This is a genomic window from Halomonas sp. TG39a, from assembly GCF_000744395.1.
Classification (GTDB): domain Bacteria; phylum Pseudomonadota; class Gammaproteobacteria; order Pseudomonadales; family Halomonadaceae; genus Vreelandella; species Vreelandella ventosae_B.
Genome location: NZ_JQLV01000001.1, coordinates 152,305 through 166,838 on the forward strand (window position 1 = coordinate 152,305; position 14,534 = coordinate 166,838).

Consider the following 14,534-nt stretch of genomic DNA (forward strand, 5'->3'; position numbering starts at 1 on the left):
TTTTTTTACAGCGGACGCTTGGTGCTTCTATCAGTACTTTAGCTTAAGCAGGCTGCGCCGTGGCACGCAGTAACTGAGCTGACAGCAGTGACCACTGATCTTCCCAGTGTTCGGTGGGCAGGCGCTTAAAGTCGCTACGCACATACTGTGAAATTCGCCCCTCCGCCTGGGCCGCCAGCAAGTTGGCAGCGGCAGAGGCGGGGATCGTGGGGCGCAGCCCTTCACGTATCTCGGCTTCGCGCAGGATCTGCTTAAGCTGCATCTCCAGGCGCTCAAACAGCTGGTTTACCCGCTGTCGTAGCCTTGCGGTTTCACCGGTGAGCACGTCGCCGCCCATCACCCGCGCCAAACCAGGATTTTTTTCAGCAAAGCCCAGCAGCAGTGCAAGTATGGTGCCGCAGCGAGTGGTGGCGTCTGGAACGTCTTCCAGAATGCGCGTGATGCGGGCAAAAATACTCTCTTCAATAAAGTCGATCAGCCCCTCAAACATACGCGCTTTGCTGGGGAAGTGGCGGTAGAGCGCCGCTTCTGAAACGCCGACCTGGCGGGCGAGAGCGGCTGTGGTAATGCGCTTGCCGCTATCTTCCTCAAGCATTAACGCCAGGGCTTGGAGAATCTGCTCGCGGCGGCGTGGTTTGCGATCTTCGCTCATAATGTGGCCTCCGTCGCGGTTAGCTCGCGTCCTTGATTTGAGTACCTACCCCAGCATTGGTGAAAATTTCCAGCAACACTGCGTGGGGGACACGGCCATCAATAATATGCGAACTATTAACGCCACCTTTTACCGCATCCAGTGCACAGCGGATTTTGGGCAACATGCCGCCATAAATCGTGCCATCGGCGATCAGGTCATCCACCTGAGCGGTACTTAAGCCGGTGAGGACTTCGCCTTCGGCATTCATTAATCCAGCGACATTAGTCAGCAGCATCAGCTTTTCAGCATTGAGCGCTTCCGCAATCTTACCCGCGACCAGATCAGCGTTGATATTGTAGCTATGTCCTGCGGCGTCGACGCCAATTGGGGCAATCACCGGGATAAAGTCGCGTGCCGCCAGCATCTCAATAAGCTCGGTTGAGATCGACTCCACTTCGCCCACATGACCAATATCAATGATTTCCGGGGCGGTCATTTCGGGGCTTTGGTGCTCTACCTTGAGCTGGCGAGCGCGAATTTGTGAACCGTCTTTACCGGTCAGGCCGATCGCTTTGCCACCGCTCTGGTTGATCAGGTTGACGATGCTTTTGTTGACCAAACCGCCCAGCACCATCTCCACGACGTCCATGGTTTGTGAATCGGTAACCCGCATGCCGTTGACGAAGCGCGACTCAATGTTGAGCTTTTTGAGTAGTTCGCCGATCTGCGGTCCGCCGCCGTGCACGACCACCGGGTTAATGCCGACTTCCTTCATTAACACGATGTCGCGGGCAAAGGAGTCAATGAGGGTGCTTTCGGTCATGGCGTTACCGCCGTATTTGACCACCACAGTTTTGCCCGAGAACTGCTGAATATACGGGAGGGCTTCGGAAAGCACCTCCACAACGACCTGGGGGTCGCGACTGGCTGAACTCATGAGGTTGTCCCTTGCTAACGTTTATTATGCTGCTAACGTTGATGCTGATTGAGTGATGAGGGTCGCGCTTTCTAGGTGGTCGCGATCCCTTCAGCGCCGAGCTATTTGAAGAGCTAACTTTAGAGCTGCCTGTTTAGTGGGGTAGCTCAATATCTGGCGCGATACGCTGTAGCGCGTCGTTAAAAACTGCTTTGATGCGTGCCAGGGCGGTATCGTCTTTACCTTCAAAGCGCATAACCAGTGCAGGCGTGGTGTTGGAGGCGCGACACAGCCCCCAGCCATCCTGGTAGTCAACGCGGATACCGTCCAGCGTCGTTTTAATACCTTCGCCGAAGTCGCCCTCGCGAGCAAGCTTATCCACCAGAGAAAATTTGTCAGCGTCGCTAACCGCTATATTAATTTCCGGGGTGGCAACGTCTTGGGGGAAGCGGGCAAAAAACGTATCCGCATCGTCGGCTTGGTTGGCGAGAATTTCCACCAGCCGAGCGGCGGCATAGAGGCCATCGTCGAAGCCGTACCAGCGCTCTTGGAAAAAAATGTGCCCGCTCATCTCACCGCCAAGCTGGGCGCCAGTCTCTTTCATGCGTGCCTTGATCATTGAGTGCCCGGTGCGCCACATTTCCGGTTCGCCGCCTGCCTCGCTGATCACTTTGACCAGGTTGCCGGTGCACTTAATATCAAAAATAACCTTCGCGCCAGGCTGGCGCGCGAGCATATCGGTGGCAAATACCATCAGCAGATGGTCGGGATAGATCAGTTTACCCGAGGGCGTTACAACACCCAGGCGGTCGCCATCTCCGTCGAAGGCCAGGCCAATGTCGGCCTGGGTTTCTTGCACCTTGCGCATCAGGTCCTGCATGTTTTCTGGCTTGCCAGGATCAGGGTGATGGTTGGGAAAATGGCCATCGATTTCGGCGAACAAGGGGAGGGTATCAATACCTAAGCGGGCCAGCAGCTGCGGGCCGAGCTCGCCTGCTACCCCATTGCCACAGTCGACGACGGCTTTGATCGGCCGATTGATCTTAACGTCACCTAAAATGCGCGTTAAGTAGCTTTCACGGATATCCTGCCGGGTGATGCTGCCTTGTCCAGTTTCCAGCGCGCCGGACTGAATGCGCTCAAACAGGGCGGTGATGGCATCACCGGAGAGGGTTTCGCCACCCAGCACAATTTTAAAACCGTTGTAGTCAGGCGGGTTGTGGCTACCGGTGACCATCACGCCTGATTGGGTGCCTTCCAGTATATGAGTGGCGAAGTAGAGCACCGGGGTGGGCACCATGCCGATATCGATCACGTTGCGCCCTGCGGCGTTCAGGCCACGCATCAGCGCTGCTTGCAGCCGGGCGCCTGAAAGGCGACCGTCGCGGGCAACGACAACGCTGGATTCGCTCCGCGCGGCGGCCTCAGAGCCGACAACACGCCCGATCATTTCTACTGTCTCTTCAGTGAGCGTATCGTCAACGATACCGCGAATATCGTAGGCGCGGAAAATCGAAGCGGGTACAGACTGTGCGTTCATAGGGCTTCCCAGCTAAACAGACGTTTCCTTAAAAGATCGGCTAAGCAGACGTGATCACTCGCTACTGACTGCCCGTACTGCCAAACCCGCCGCTGCCTCGTGAGGAATCTTCAAAAGCGTCCACCAGCGATAGTTCGGCCTGTACCACAGGCACAAGCACGTACTGTGCCAGTCGATCAAATGGGGCTAGCGTAAACGTGCTCTGACCACGGTTCCAGACCGAAATCATCAGTTCGCCCTGGTAATCAGAGTCGATTAAACCGACTAAATTGCCCAACACGATGCCATGTTTATGCCCCAAACCGGAGCGCGGCAGAATCATGCCCGCCAAGCCCGGATCTTCAATATAGATGGCAATGCCGGTGCGTACGAGCTGGCATTCGCCGGGGGCTAATGGTAACGGTTCATCCAGCAGGGCGCGCAGATCCATTCCCGCCGAGCCTTCGGTGGCATAGTGCGGCATGTAGTCATGCAAACGCTCGTCTAATACTTTGCATTGCAGGCGGGGGCGGGCACTCATTGGGGCTCTCCGGAAGCGTTGGAAGATATTTGGGGCGCTGCTTGCGTAGGTAGCAGGGCGAACGCTTGGTGGATGATGGTAGTGGCCAGCTGGGACTTCGGTTGGGCTGATTCAGAACGGCTCTCAACGCCTTCTGCGGTGCGCCATAGCAGCAACGCAGCATTCTGGTCGCTGCCGAACCCCAGGCCCGCCTGGGAAACATCGTTGGCGACGATCATATCCAGCCCTTTGCGCTGTAATTTATCCCGTGCGTAGCGCTCTACATCTTGGGTTTCGGCGGCGAAACCCACCACCAGCGGGCGCTGCCCGGCGGGCAGTGCCGCGATGCTGGCAATAATGTCAGGGTTTTTAATTAACGTCAGGGTAAGCGTATCGCTATCGTCCTGCTTTTTGAGCTTATGCCCGGCAGGCGCTGCCACGCGATAATCAGCGACCGCCGCGCAGCCGATAAACAGCGCTGCAAGAGGCGCTAATCGCTGCGCCTCATTGTGCATTTGCTCGGCGGACTCAACGTCAATGCGCGTCACGCCCTGAGGGGTGGACAGGTTAACCGGGCCACTGATCAGCGTGACCTTGGCGCCTTGCGCGGCTGCCGCTGCGGCCAAGGCAAAGCCCATTTTTCCCGAGCTGTGATTGGAGAGGTAGCGCACTGGATCCAGCGGTTCCCGGGTAGGGCCGGCGGTAATCACCACATGGGGGGCAGTGCTGTGCGGAGCATCGGCGAGATAGGCTGCAAACAGCGTCGTTAGGGCACTAAATATCTCTTCAGGTTCGCTCATGCGGCCAGGCCCCACGTCGCCACAGGCTTGATCTCCGGCGGCGGGGCCAATCAGCTGCCAGCCATCATCCGCCAGCTGCTGTACGTTGCGCTGGGTAGCAGGGTGGCGCCACATGGCCTGATTCATCGCCGGGGCAATCAGTTTGGGCGCCTCTGAGGCCAAGCAGAGCGTGGTGAGCAGGTCATCGGCCATGCCGTGCACCAAGCGGGCGATCAGGTCGGCAGTGGCAGGAGCGACCAGCACCACATCTGCCCAGCGAGCCAGCTCAATATGCCCCATGCCTGCTTCGGCTTCGGGGTCGAGCAAGGAGGTGCGCACGGGCTCGCCGGAGAGCGCCTGGAGCGTGAGCGGGGTAATAAAAGCCTGTGCCCCGCTGGTCATCACCACGCGCACATGGCAGCCCGCCTGCTTGAGCAGGCGCACAATCAACGCGCTTTTGTAGGCAGCGATACCCGCACTGACGCCGAGCAGTACCCGTTTGCCTACAAGTCTCGAGGTGCTTGTCGAGTTAACAGCAGAGGCCATGGTCAGTGATCCATCTTCACATGCGTAAGGAGGCTTACCATACCATTGGCACCAACAATTTGGCATATTAGGTGCAAACAAGGTTAAGCTAGGTTTAATGAGCTTGTTGCTGCAAGTATCAGTTCGATGAGGCGGGCTTGAAGCAATAAAGGTGGACAGCGCGGGTAGGGTGCGATGGGAATCAATCACTGGCCGGAAGGTGAGCGGCCCCGGGAAAAATTGTTAAATGCGGGAGCTCAGGCACTCTCAGATGCGGAGCTGTTGGCAATTTTTTTGCGTGTTGGCGTGCAGGGGCGTTCAGCGGTCGACTTGGCGCGGGATTTACTCAGTAGTTTCGGTGGTCTGCGCCAACTGCTAGAGGCCGATCAGGCAAGCTTCTGTACTGCCCGTGGGTTAGGCAGCGCCAAGTACGCCCAACTTCAGGCAACGCTTGAGCTATCGCGGCGCCATTTAGCCAGCCAGTTAGCGCGAGGCAATGCGCTAACATCGCCGGCCTTGGTGCGTCATTACCTGAGTTCGCAGCTACGTCATTTAGGGCATGAAGAGTTTGCGGTGCTTTTTTTGGATACCCAGCACCGAATTATTCGCTATGAATCGCTGTTTCGCGGTACCCTAGACAGCGCCTCTGTTTACCCCCGCGAAGTTGCCAAGCGCGCATTAGAACTTAGCGCAGGCGCCGTTATCCTGGCTCACAATCACCCTTCGGGTGTGGCAGAGCCAAGCGATGCTGATCGACGTATCACGGAGCGCTTAAAAGACGCGCTGGCACTCTTTGAGGTGCGCGTGTTAGATCATTTCGTGGTGGGGGATGGAGAAGTGATTTCTTTTGCCGAGCGCGGCTGGCTATAAGCAGCACCAAAGATGCACTGCTCAATGCAGTGCTGACTAAGTAAAATGAGCAGAAAAGCGCTTTTTCAGCCTTTTTTGTGGGTTTTGCTTGCTGCAAGTCGAGTGCTCTGGTATAAAGTGCCACCTTTAAACTTGGGTTGAATAACGGATTTGGATAAAGCTTGGCGGTTAACGGCGTCGACACCTTCCCTTCCGGTCCGCCCGACAGTTTTGAACACTCAGGTTATTATATCCTGGCCAAGCAGTTGGAGGCTCTAATGTCCAAAGTATGTCAGGTTACCGGCAAGCGTCCGGTAACTGGAAATAACGTTTCACACTCAATGCGTAAGACACGTCGTCGTTTCTTGCCAAACCTGCACACCCATCGTTTTTGGGTTGAGTCTGAAAACCGCTTCGTCAAGCTGCGCGTTTCTACTAAAGGAATGCGTATTATTGATAAAAACGGTATCGACGCAGTTTTGGTTGATATTCGTAAGCGCGGCGACGCTATCTAAGCCAGCTTTTGGGGCCTAGCGCTTCGGACCAAGCATTTTGGAAGGATTAAACCATGCGCGATAAAATCAAGTTGGTGTCCAGTGCCGGTACAGGTCACTTCTACACCACTGATAAGAACAAACGGAATACCCCGGATAAGTTCGAATTTAAAAAATTCGACCCGGTCATCCGTAAGCACGTGATCTACAAGGAAGCCAAGATCAAGTAATCGCTTACGCGATAATGATCGGCTTCCACTGCAGGCGAGCGCCTGTTCAAAAACCCGGCCTCAAGCCGGGTTTTTGCATGCATGCCTTTTATCCGTTGCATGCTGCGCGAACTTACCTTCACTAGGCTGTCATTACAGGCCGTTACTATTCTGAAATATGCCCGAACTGCCCGAAGTTGAAACCACCCGCCGTGGGATTGCGCCCTATATTGAAGGTCAGGAAGTGACCGAAGTGCTGGTGCGCCAGCCGCGGCTGCGTGTCCCCGTGCCTGATGACCTTGCCGAGCGGTTGGTAGGGGCACGCATTGGCGTATTGAAGCGGCGTGCTAAGTATCTGCAGATTCCTATCCAGCCTGCTGATGCGCTTGAAGGCGACGCTAACGCGACGCTGCTATGGCACTTGGGCATGTCGGGAAGCCTGCGAATTGCGCGGGTAGGGGATTTGCCTAAAAAACATGATCATGTGGATGTGGTGACTGCCAGCGGCTATGTACTGCGCTATCACGACCCCCGTCGGTTTGGCTTTGTGGATTGGCAGGCCGAAGACGAAACACAGGATAAGCGGCTTGCGCACTTGGGGCCCGAGCCGCTGTCTGATGCGTTTAACGGCAAATGGCTCTACACGCTTTCGCGCCACAAGCGCGTGGCGGTAAAACCGTTTCTGATGGATAACCAGGTGGTGGTTGGCGCCGGTAATATCTATGCGGCGGAAGCGCTGTTTATGGCGGGTATTGATCCGCGCCGCGCGGCGGGAAGGGTTTCCCGTGCGCGTTACGACGCCTTAGCCCTTGCTGTTAAGGAGGTGCTGGCGGCGGCAATCACCCAAGGTGGCACCACGCTGCGGGATTTTGTCAGTGGCCAGGGCGAGCCCGGCTACTTTGCCCAGCGCTTGAATGTTTATGGCCGCCACGGCCAGCCCTGTTTGCGCTGTGGCGTTGAGCTTCGCCGCATTACCCTTGGCCAGCGCGCCAGTGTGTTCTGCCCGGGCTGCCAACGTTAATGGCTACCTATAAATGCTACTGTTTTGCTTTGCTTACGTTTTTTGGAGATTGCTGTGACTCAACGCCTGCGCCTGAATAAGAATGCTGACCGCCGCCTTAAAGCGGGCCATCTCTGGATCTACTCCAATGAGGTAGATATTAAGGAGACGCCGCTGAAAAACTTCGCGGCAGGCGAAGCCGCCCTGGTCGAAGCCTCCAATGGCAAAGTCATGGCGGTGGCTTATGTTAATCCCCATTCGCTCATTGCGGCCCGGGTCATGTCCCGCGACCCTGAAATGCGCTTGGATCGCTCGCTGTTTGTGCACCGCTTTAATCAGGCATTAGCCCTGCGTCAGCGCCTTTATGCGCAGCCGTTCTACCGCTTGATTCATGGCGAAGGCGACTTGCTGCCAGGTCTGGTGATTGACCGCTTTGGTGATGTCCTCGTCGTGCAGCTCAATACCGCCGGTATGCAGGCACTGGCGGATGAAATTGTCGATGCGCTGGAAAAAGTGATCAAACCAGAAGTGATTGTCTTCCGCAACGATACTGGCGGCCGTCGACAGGAGGGCCTTGAGGCTCACGTTGACGTCATCAAAGGCACGCTGCCTGACGAAGTGGTGCTCGAAGAGAACGGCGCCCGCTTTGTAGTGCCGGTGCTCAATGGTCAGAAAACCGGCTGGTTCTTTGATCACCGCGTTAATCGCGAATGGGTCAATCGGAATGTGGAAGGTAAGCGCGTGCTGGACGTATTCAGCTATGTGGGTGGTTGGGGCGTGCAGGCGGCCGTTCACGGCGCAAAAGAGGTGCTGTGCCTGGACTCTTCGGGCCCGGCGCTGGACCAAGTCGCACGTAACGCTGAGCTGAACGGCGTGCAGGAGAAGGTAGCGGTTAGTGAGGGAGATGCGTTTGAAGCCTTGGCGGCATTGAAGGCGGACGGTGAAGAATTCGACGTGGTCATTCTTGACCCGCCGGCGTTTATCAAAAAGCGTAAAGATATCCCCAATGGCGAGCGCGCCTATGCGCGTTTGAACCGTGAAGCCATGCGTTTGTTGGGTCGCGACGGCCTATTGCTGTCAGCCTCCTGCTCGATGCATTTGGCGCCCGAGCGGCTAATGGATGTGGTGCGCGGTGCGGTTCGCCATCAGGATCGTCACGGTCAGGTTATTTTCCAAGGCCACCAAGGGCCTGATCACCCGGTGCATCCGGCTATCCCCGAAACGTCTTATCTGAAAGCCCTGGGTGTGCGGGTGTTCCGCGACTAGGTCGTACAGCAACCGGTGAAGGAGCCAAGGCAATGGAGTGGGCGCTACCCGAGCCTTTTGTGATTGATATCCGCGTGACGGATGAGGCCATCGACGCCTACCGGCACGTCAACAATAGCGAGTACCTGCGCTGGGTTGAGCAAATCAGCTGGGCGCATTCAGAAGCGCTGGGGCTATCGCTTGAGCGCTACCGAGAGCTTGACCGGGCCATGGTAGTTCATCGCCACGAGCTGGATTACTTAGCACCGGCTTTTGCAGGCGACGAGCTACAGTTAGCGACTTGGATTGTTGATTGCGACGAGCGTTTTAGTCTGACCCGTCGTTTTCAACTGGTGCGCGTCAGAGACGCTAAAACACTGCTTTATGCTCGCACGCGCTTTGCTTGCGTGGCACTCTCAACGGGGCGGCCCAAACGCCTCCCCGAGGAGTATCGGCGCATATACGGCGGCGCGGTTATTGCGGAGTGACGTAGAGCGAAGTGGATTTTTTCGTGCAGAACCGGCAATCGCTAGATTTTTCTCCTAAAAAACGCCTTAACCGGCGTTTTTTTTGTTTTGCGTTCCTGGGGTGGTGGTCAACGTTAGCTGTGCTGTAATTTGCTTAACAAGACCACTGACCTTTAAAAGCACAGGAATACGCCAATGAAAATCGCTGTCCCCAAAGAGATTAAAAATCACGAATATCGGGTAGCCTTAACACCGACCGGCGCGCGGGAGTTAACCGGGCGTGGCCATCAGGTGAGCGTTCAGGCGGGCGCTGGTGAAGGTGCTGGCTTTGCTGATGCGGACTTCCAAGCCGCTGGCGCGCAGATAGAAGCCGATGTGGATGCTTTGTGGCGCCACGCCGAGCTAATCCTCAAGGTGAAAGAGCCGCAGCCGGATGAGGTGGCGCGCCTCACTTCACAGCACACGCTGTTCACCTATCTACACCTTGCTGCCGAAGAGCCCCTTACCCGCGGCCTAATGGAAAGCGGTGCCACCTGTATCGCCTATGAAACGATTACCGACGCCCGTGGTGGCTTGCCGCTACTGGCGCCGATGAGCACCGTAGCAGGCCGAATGGCGGTGCAAGCGGGTGCCCATAGCCTGGAGAAGGCCCAAGGCGGTGCAGGCGTGCTGCTACCCGGTGTGCCTGGTGTGGCGCCGGGAAAGGTCACCGTGATTGGTGGCGGTGTCGTGGGGGAGAACGCTGCTCGCATGGCGCTGGGGTTGGGTGCCGAGGTGACTATTCTGGATAAGTCGTTAGCGCGGTTGGAAGTGCTGGACGACCGCTATCAGGGCCGCATTAAAACGGTTTATTCCACCGCAGACGCGTTGGAAACAGCCACGCGTGAGTCGGATATGATTATTGGCGCAGTGCTGGTGCCCGGCGCCGCTGCGCCCAAGTTAATCACTCGCGCCATGCTGGCCGATATGAAGCCCGGTAGTGTACTGGTGGATGTCGCCATCGATCAGGGCGGGTGTTTTGAAACCAGCAGGCCCACCACCCATGCCGAGCCGACCTATATCGTCGATGGGGTGGTGCACTACTGCGTGGCGAATATGCCTGGCGCGGTGGCGCGAACGTCTACCCAAGGGCTGACCAACGCCACGCTGCCCTTTGTACTAGCCCTGGCGGATAAAGGCTGGCAGCAGGCGCTACGTGACGACCCGCACTTCCTGCCGGGTCTTAACGTGCACGCAGGCCAAGTGACTTATCAAGCGGTGGCAGACGCCTTTGGGTTGGCAAGTAGCGATCCTGCAAGCGTTGTTGGCAGCTAAGCGTTTAGAGGCTAGTTGCTGACGGTTAATTAATTAGTTGCATCGAGGGTATCGATCAGAACTATTGATCAGTGCTGTCGTTGGCTCAGTAGTGGGGCGGAAGCTCATCCTCGGGGCGCTGGTCGCCCTGGGGTTCGCTGGCTTGTAGCGCCTGGTGCTGCTCGCGCAGGCGTTCGCGCATTAGCCCGCTGAGTTGCTCAAGTTTTTCCAGGCGCCGCTCCTGCTGAACCACTGCTTGATCCAGGGTGTCCAGCCAGTGCTCTTGATGGGCTAATCGGCTCTCTAAAGATTCAAGACGTTGAGCTAGGTCAACAGGCGATAATTCGTGGGTCATGATATCATTGCAACCTTATGTAGTAGTATGCCGGTGCTATTGGGAATGGGCCTGATAGTGCGGGTATTGTCCTTCGTCTGTTACCCATACAACAAGAGAGCTTTTTTTTTCTATGAATCCAAAAGTTGTGTTTCGCTGTTTCTTAATCAGTGTATTACTAGCCGCCCCCACGCCACTTCTGTTGGCGGGGATTGTTCATTTAACCGATAGTGCCCTCGCCGAGCTGTGGATGGCCGAGCTGGCAATCAGTGGAGTTAGCAGTGTCTATGTTGCCGTTGCTATAGGGTGTTTTATTGTTCTGTGGGTTGGCACATTAGCGTCAGCTGCTTTTGCGCCCTCGATTGTGGTGGCATCTGATGTGGTGGCGCGTCCTAAGCCAGCATCGCGTCAGCCGCAAGCGGCTGCTCCTATGGGCGATGATGAGGAAGAAGACATCATCGATCCTAACGATGGCCGTGAAGAGGGTGAAGTGAAGTGGTTCAATACCAACAAAGGCTACGGCTTTATAACCCGCGATAATGGCGAAGATGTATTTGTACACTTTCGCGCCATTCGTGGTCGTGGCCCGCGTATGCTGGCAGAAGGCCAAATTGTGCGTTACCACGTGATTAAAAATGAGCGTGGTTTGCAGGCCGACGATGTGAGCATTATTGAGTAAGCTGAAGGGCTGGCTTTTGTATCGTCAGCTAGGTAATAACGGTTGATAGTAAAAAACGACCCCGCTTTTGCGGGGTCGTTTGCGTTTAGAGGTGCTTGCTAACGGCCAGAGTCAGGCCACTCGATTGCGCCTTCCTTACCGCCGGGAAACACCTGCCAGAAGCGGTCTGGGTCATCGCCGGGATGCCAGCCACCCAGGGAGCAACGCACTTCGGTTTGAAGAGCTTCCGCTGCTTGCTGGGCGCAATCCTGATCGGTTATCCAAGGGGTGTGGTTGCTATCGAACCAGAGACTGGCAAAGCCGTCGGCGGCTTTGTCAACCAGCAGCACCGGCACGCAGTCGCCTTGGTATTGGCCACGGGTTTTCCATTGCCCCTTGCCAGCGGGACTTAGCGGGGGCGCTATTAATGTGCTTTTAAGCCACTCATTGAGCGCTTCAAGCGAGACGCTGGCCAGGTAAATCTCGATATCGGGATAACGCTCCATCATACGTTTACCTCGCCGGGAGTGAGCAGCGCCTGTAGCGTCGCTTCATAAATCCGACTTAAATCGTCCAGGTCGCTGGCGCGAACGCGCTCATTCACCTTATGGATGGTGTCGTTGAGTGGGCCTAGCTCGACCACCTGAGCCCCCAGCGTGGCAATAAAGCGGCCATCCGAGGTGCCGCCGCTGGTAGAGAGCGTCGGGCGCTCGCCGGTCACCGCTTCAACGCCTTTAATGGCGGCGTCAACCAGCGCGCCTTCCGCGGTTAAAAATGGTTCGCCGTTGAGTGTCCAGTCTACCTGATATTCCAATCCATGCTGGTCGAGAAGGGTTTGTGTGCGCGCTTTGAGCTCATCAGAGGTCACCTCGGTGGAGAAGCGAAAGTTAAACACCACTTCCACGTCGCCGGGGATCACGTTGGTCGCCCCGGTGCCTGCGCGCAGATTGGAAATCTGAAAGCTGGTGGCGGGAAAAAAATCGTTGCCCGCGTCCCAGTGTTCATTGACCAATGCATCCAGCGCTGGCATCGCCTGATGAATAGGATTGCGCGCTAAATGCGGATAGGCCACGTGACCCTGCACGCCTTTAATGTGCAGCGTGGCGCCCAGTGAGCCGCGGCGGCCATTTTTAATCACGTCGCCCAAACGCTGAGTGGACGAAGGCTCGCCAACGATGCAGTAATCAAGGCGCTCGTTGCGCTCACGTAGGTGCTCGACCACCGCGCGGGTGCCGTCGACTGCCGGGCCCTCTTCATCTGAGGTGATCAGAAAGGCGATACGGCCATCGTGATCAGGGTGGTTGGTCACAAAGCGTTCAGTGGCGGTCAGCATCGACGCCAGACTGCCTTTCATATCCGCCGCGCCGCGCCCGCACAGCATGCCCTGGTCATCAATACAGGGCTCAAACGGAGGGTACTGCCAGTTGGTGTAGGGGCCGCTGGGCACCACGTCGGTGTGACCCGCGAAAGCCACCACAGGGCCGTGATGGCCGCGCACCGCCCAGAAATTCTTTACGTCGCCAAACGGCAGCCGCTCAATATGAAAACCGAGCGCGGTTAAGCGCTCGATCATTAGCTCCTGGCAGCCTTCGTCGTCTGGCGTTACCGAGGCCCGGCTGAGCAGTTCAAAGGCCAGCGTGAGCGTCGGCGACAGCGCTTCAGGCTCAGTTGTGGGCATGCAGCGCCTCGTTCAGGGCGATGGCACTTTTGTTGGTCAAGCACTCAATGCGGCCACTCTGCGAGTTGCGGCGCCACAGCTGGTCGTCTTGGCCGGCCAGTTCGCGTGCAGCGACGGTCTTCACTACTTGGCCTTGATCATCCAGTAGCGCGACCTTGGAGCCTGCGGTGATGTAGAGCCCTGCTTCCACCGTGCAGCGGTCACCCAGGGGAATGCCGATGCCAGCGTTGGCACCGATCAAGCAGCCTTCGCCAACCTTAATGACGATATTGCCGCCACCGGAGAGCGTACCCATGGTGGAGCAGCCGCCGCCCAAGTCGGAGCCTTTGCCGACCACCACGCCCGCCGAGATACGGCCTTCAATCATGCCGGGGCCTTCGGCGCCCGCATTGAAGTTGACAAAGCCTTCGTGCATTACCGTCGTGCCTTCGCCCAGGTAGGCACCCAGGCGAACGCGGGCGGTGTCGGCAATGCGAATACCGGAGGGCACCACGTAGTCGGTCATTTTGGGGAATTTATCGACACAGTCGACGGACAGCGCGCGGCCCGCCATGCGCGCTTTCAGGCGCCGGGTAGGCAGTTCTTCAATGTCGATGGCGCCTTCGTTTGTCCAGGCAATATTGCGCAGCAGACCGAACATGCCGGTGAGATCAAGGCCATGAGGCTTGACCAGCCGGTGCGACAGCAGGTGCAGTTTTAGATACACCTCTGGCGCGGTTTGCGGTGGTTGGTCGGTGTCCAGAAACATGGCGACCAGCGGGCGCTGGCTGGCAGAGAGCGCTTCGGCAAGCTCGGCTTGGGCTGAGTGCCCGGCGGCTTCCAGGGCTTTGGCCAACCGTGTGCAGTCTTCGGGCAAAAAGCTGATGGCGGCGTTGCCTTGGGGGGCATCCAGGGCCTGCTGAGCGGCTTCCACTAGACTTGCAGGTGGGTTGAACAGCGGTGCCGGGTAGTAGATTTCCAGCCAGTCGCCCTGGGTGTTTTGGGTGCCGATTCCAAGCGCAAAGCTCAGCATAAGAAGTTTTCCTGTGGTGTTGGGAAGTGAATGTTAGCAAAAAGAGCCTGGTTGCTTAGCCGCTTAGCTTGTCGTAATCGCCGTCGCGGTAGCCGACTAATATGGTTGAGTCGTCGACTTCCAGCAGCGGCCGTTTAAGCAGCGTGGGGTGTTTCATTAGCAGCTGACGGGCCGAGTTGGCGTCGTAATCCTTTTCATCAGCGGAAAGCTCGCGCCAGGTTTTGCTGCGTTTGTTAATGACCTCAACCAGCGGCACGCGATGTAAAATATGCTCCAGCAGCGCAGCGGAGAGACCATCTTTGCGCAGATCGTGGGTTTTATACAGCAGTGCTTTCTCATCCAATGCTTTGCGCGCTTTGCGGCAGGTATCGCAGTTATCAATGATATACAGCGTCAGCATAT

18 protein-coding genes are annotated in these 14,534 nt (G+C 56.9%); 8 read left to right on the forward strand and 10 right to left on the reverse strand.

Annotation, left to right across the window (positions count from 1 at the left end; genetic code table 11):
- Positions 1-43: 43 nt before the first annotated feature.
- From slmA to coaBC, 5 genes are all read right to left on the reverse strand, one after another.
- Positions 44-652, reverse strand: a complete 609-nt coding sequence (gene slmA, locus U738_RS00720; protein WP_035576534.1) for a nucleoid occlusion factor SlmA — start codon at positions 650-652, stop codon at positions 44-46.
- A gap of 19 nt (positions 653-671) precedes the next feature.
- Positions 672-1,571 (reverse strand): acetylglutamate kinase, encoded by a 900-nt coding sequence (gene argB / locus U738_RS00725; RefSeq protein WP_035576535.1) that lies wholly within the window; start codon positions 1,569-1,571, stop codon positions 672-674.
- A gap of 133 nt (positions 1,572-1,704) precedes the next feature.
- Complete coding sequence (locus tag U738_RS00730) at positions 1,705-3,090, reverse strand: phosphomannomutase/phosphoglucomutase (protein ID WP_035576536.1); 1,386 nt, start codon at positions 3,088-3,090, stop codon at positions 1,705-1,707.
- A 61-nt stretch (positions 3,091-3,151) separates the two neighbouring features.
- On the reverse strand, positions 3,152-3,610 hold the full coding sequence (dut, locus tag U738_RS00735; protein WP_035576537.1) for a dUTP diphosphatase: 459 nt from the start codon (positions 3,608-3,610) through the stop codon (positions 3,152-3,154).
- Positions 3,607-4,914: a bifunctional phosphopantothenoylcysteine decarboxylase/phosphopantothenate--cysteine ligase CoaBC gene (gene coaBC, locus U738_RS00740; protein WP_035576538.1), complete on the reverse strand. Its 1,308-nt coding sequence runs from the start codon at positions 4,912-4,914 to the stop codon at positions 3,607-3,609. Before coaBC ends, dut begins: the two co-directional genes overlap by 4 nt.
- 174 nt (positions 4,915-5,088) lie before the next feature.
- Here coaBC and radC point away from each other — a divergent pair, with 174 nt between their 5' ends.
- From radC to ald, 7 genes are all read left to right on the forward strand, one after another.
- Positions 5,089-5,763, forward strand: coding sequence for a RadC family protein (radC, locus tag U738_RS00745; RefSeq protein WP_035576539.1), 675 nt, complete (start codon positions 5,089-5,091; stop codon positions 5,761-5,763).
- A gap of 257 nt (positions 5,764-6,020) precedes the next feature.
- The gene (rpmB, locus tag U738_RS00750) at positions 6,021-6,257 is read left to right on the forward strand and encodes a 50S ribosomal protein L28 (protein ID WP_008959893.1); all 237 of its coding nucleotides are present in this window, start codon (positions 6,021-6,023) and stop codon (positions 6,255-6,257) included.
- A gap of 53 nt (positions 6,258-6,310) precedes the next feature.
- Positions 6,311-6,466, forward strand: a complete 156-nt coding sequence (rpmG, locus tag U738_RS00755; RefSeq protein ID WP_022520204.1) for a 50S ribosomal protein L33 — start codon at positions 6,311-6,313, stop codon at positions 6,464-6,466.
- A gap of 157 nt (positions 6,467-6,623) precedes the next feature.
- Positions 6,624-7,466 carry a bifunctional DNA-formamidopyrimidine glycosylase/DNA-(apurinic or apyrimidinic site) lyase gene (gene mutM, locus U738_RS00760; protein ID WP_035576540.1) on the forward strand — a complete coding sequence of 281 codons (843 nt, stop codon included), beginning with the start codon at positions 6,624-6,626 and terminating at the stop codon, positions 7,464-7,466.
- 54 nt (positions 7,467-7,520) lie between these two features.
- A complete protein-coding gene (locus tag U738_RS00765; protein WP_035576541.1) occupies positions 7,521-8,711 on the forward strand; it encodes a class I SAM-dependent rRNA methyltransferase in 1,191 nt (396 codons plus the stop codon).
- Positions 8,712-8,743: 32 nt separating this feature from the next.
- On the forward strand, positions 8,744-9,178 hold the full coding sequence (locus U738_RS00770) for an acyl-CoA thioesterase (RefSeq protein ID WP_035576542.1): 435 nt from the start codon (positions 8,744-8,746) through the stop codon (positions 9,176-9,178).
- A 174-nt stretch (positions 9,179-9,352) separates the two neighbouring features.
- On the forward strand, positions 9,353-10,471 hold the full coding sequence (gene ald / locus U738_RS00775) for an alanine dehydrogenase (protein WP_035576543.1): 1,119 nt from the start codon (positions 9,353-9,355) through the stop codon (positions 10,469-10,471).
- Between the two features lie 85 nt (positions 10,472-10,556).
- Here ald and U738_RS00780 read toward each other — a convergent pair whose 3' ends face one another.
- Positions 10,557-10,805: a SlyX family protein gene (locus U738_RS00780; protein WP_035576544.1), complete on the reverse strand. Its 249-nt coding sequence runs from the start codon at positions 10,803-10,805 to the stop codon at positions 10,557-10,559.
- A gap of 112 nt (positions 10,806-10,917) precedes the next feature.
- On the opposite strand from U738_RS00780, the gene U738_RS23745 reads away from it, so the two are divergent.
- A complete protein-coding gene (locus U738_RS23745; RefSeq protein ID WP_035576545.1) occupies positions 10,918-11,463 on the forward strand; it encodes a cold-shock protein in 546 nt (181 codons plus the stop codon).
- Between the two features lie 98 nt (positions 11,464-11,561).
- Here U738_RS23745 and U738_RS00790 read toward each other — a convergent pair whose 3' ends face one another.
- Genes U738_RS00790 through U738_RS00805 form a run of 4 tightly spaced genes read right to left on the reverse strand, consistent with a single transcriptional unit; the run spans position 11,562 to position 14,532 of the window.
- A complete protein-coding gene (locus tag U738_RS00790; RefSeq protein WP_035576546.1) occupies positions 11,562-11,951 on the reverse strand; it encodes a hypothetical protein in 390 nt (129 codons plus the stop codon).
- Positions 11,948-13,120, reverse strand: a complete 1,173-nt coding sequence (dapE, locus tag U738_RS00795) for a succinyl-diaminopimelate desuccinylase (RefSeq protein ID WP_035576547.1) — start codon at positions 13,118-13,120, stop codon at positions 11,948-11,950. The genes U738_RS00790 and dapE overlap by 4 nt, the downstream gene beginning before the upstream one ends.
- On the reverse strand, positions 13,107-14,132 hold the full coding sequence (gene dapD, locus U738_RS00800) for a 2,3,4,5-tetrahydropyridine-2,6-dicarboxylate N-succinyltransferase (RefSeq protein WP_035576548.1): 1,026 nt from the start codon (positions 14,130-14,132) through the stop codon (positions 13,107-13,109). Before dapD ends, dapE begins: the two co-directional genes overlap by 14 nt.
- A 55-nt stretch (positions 14,133-14,187) precedes the next feature.
- Positions 14,188-14,532: a Spx/MgsR family RNA polymerase-binding regulatory protein gene (locus U738_RS00805; RefSeq protein WP_035576549.1), complete on the reverse strand. Its 345-nt coding sequence runs from the start codon at positions 14,530-14,532 to the stop codon at positions 14,188-14,190.
- Positions 14,533-14,534: the final 2 nt, after the last annotated feature.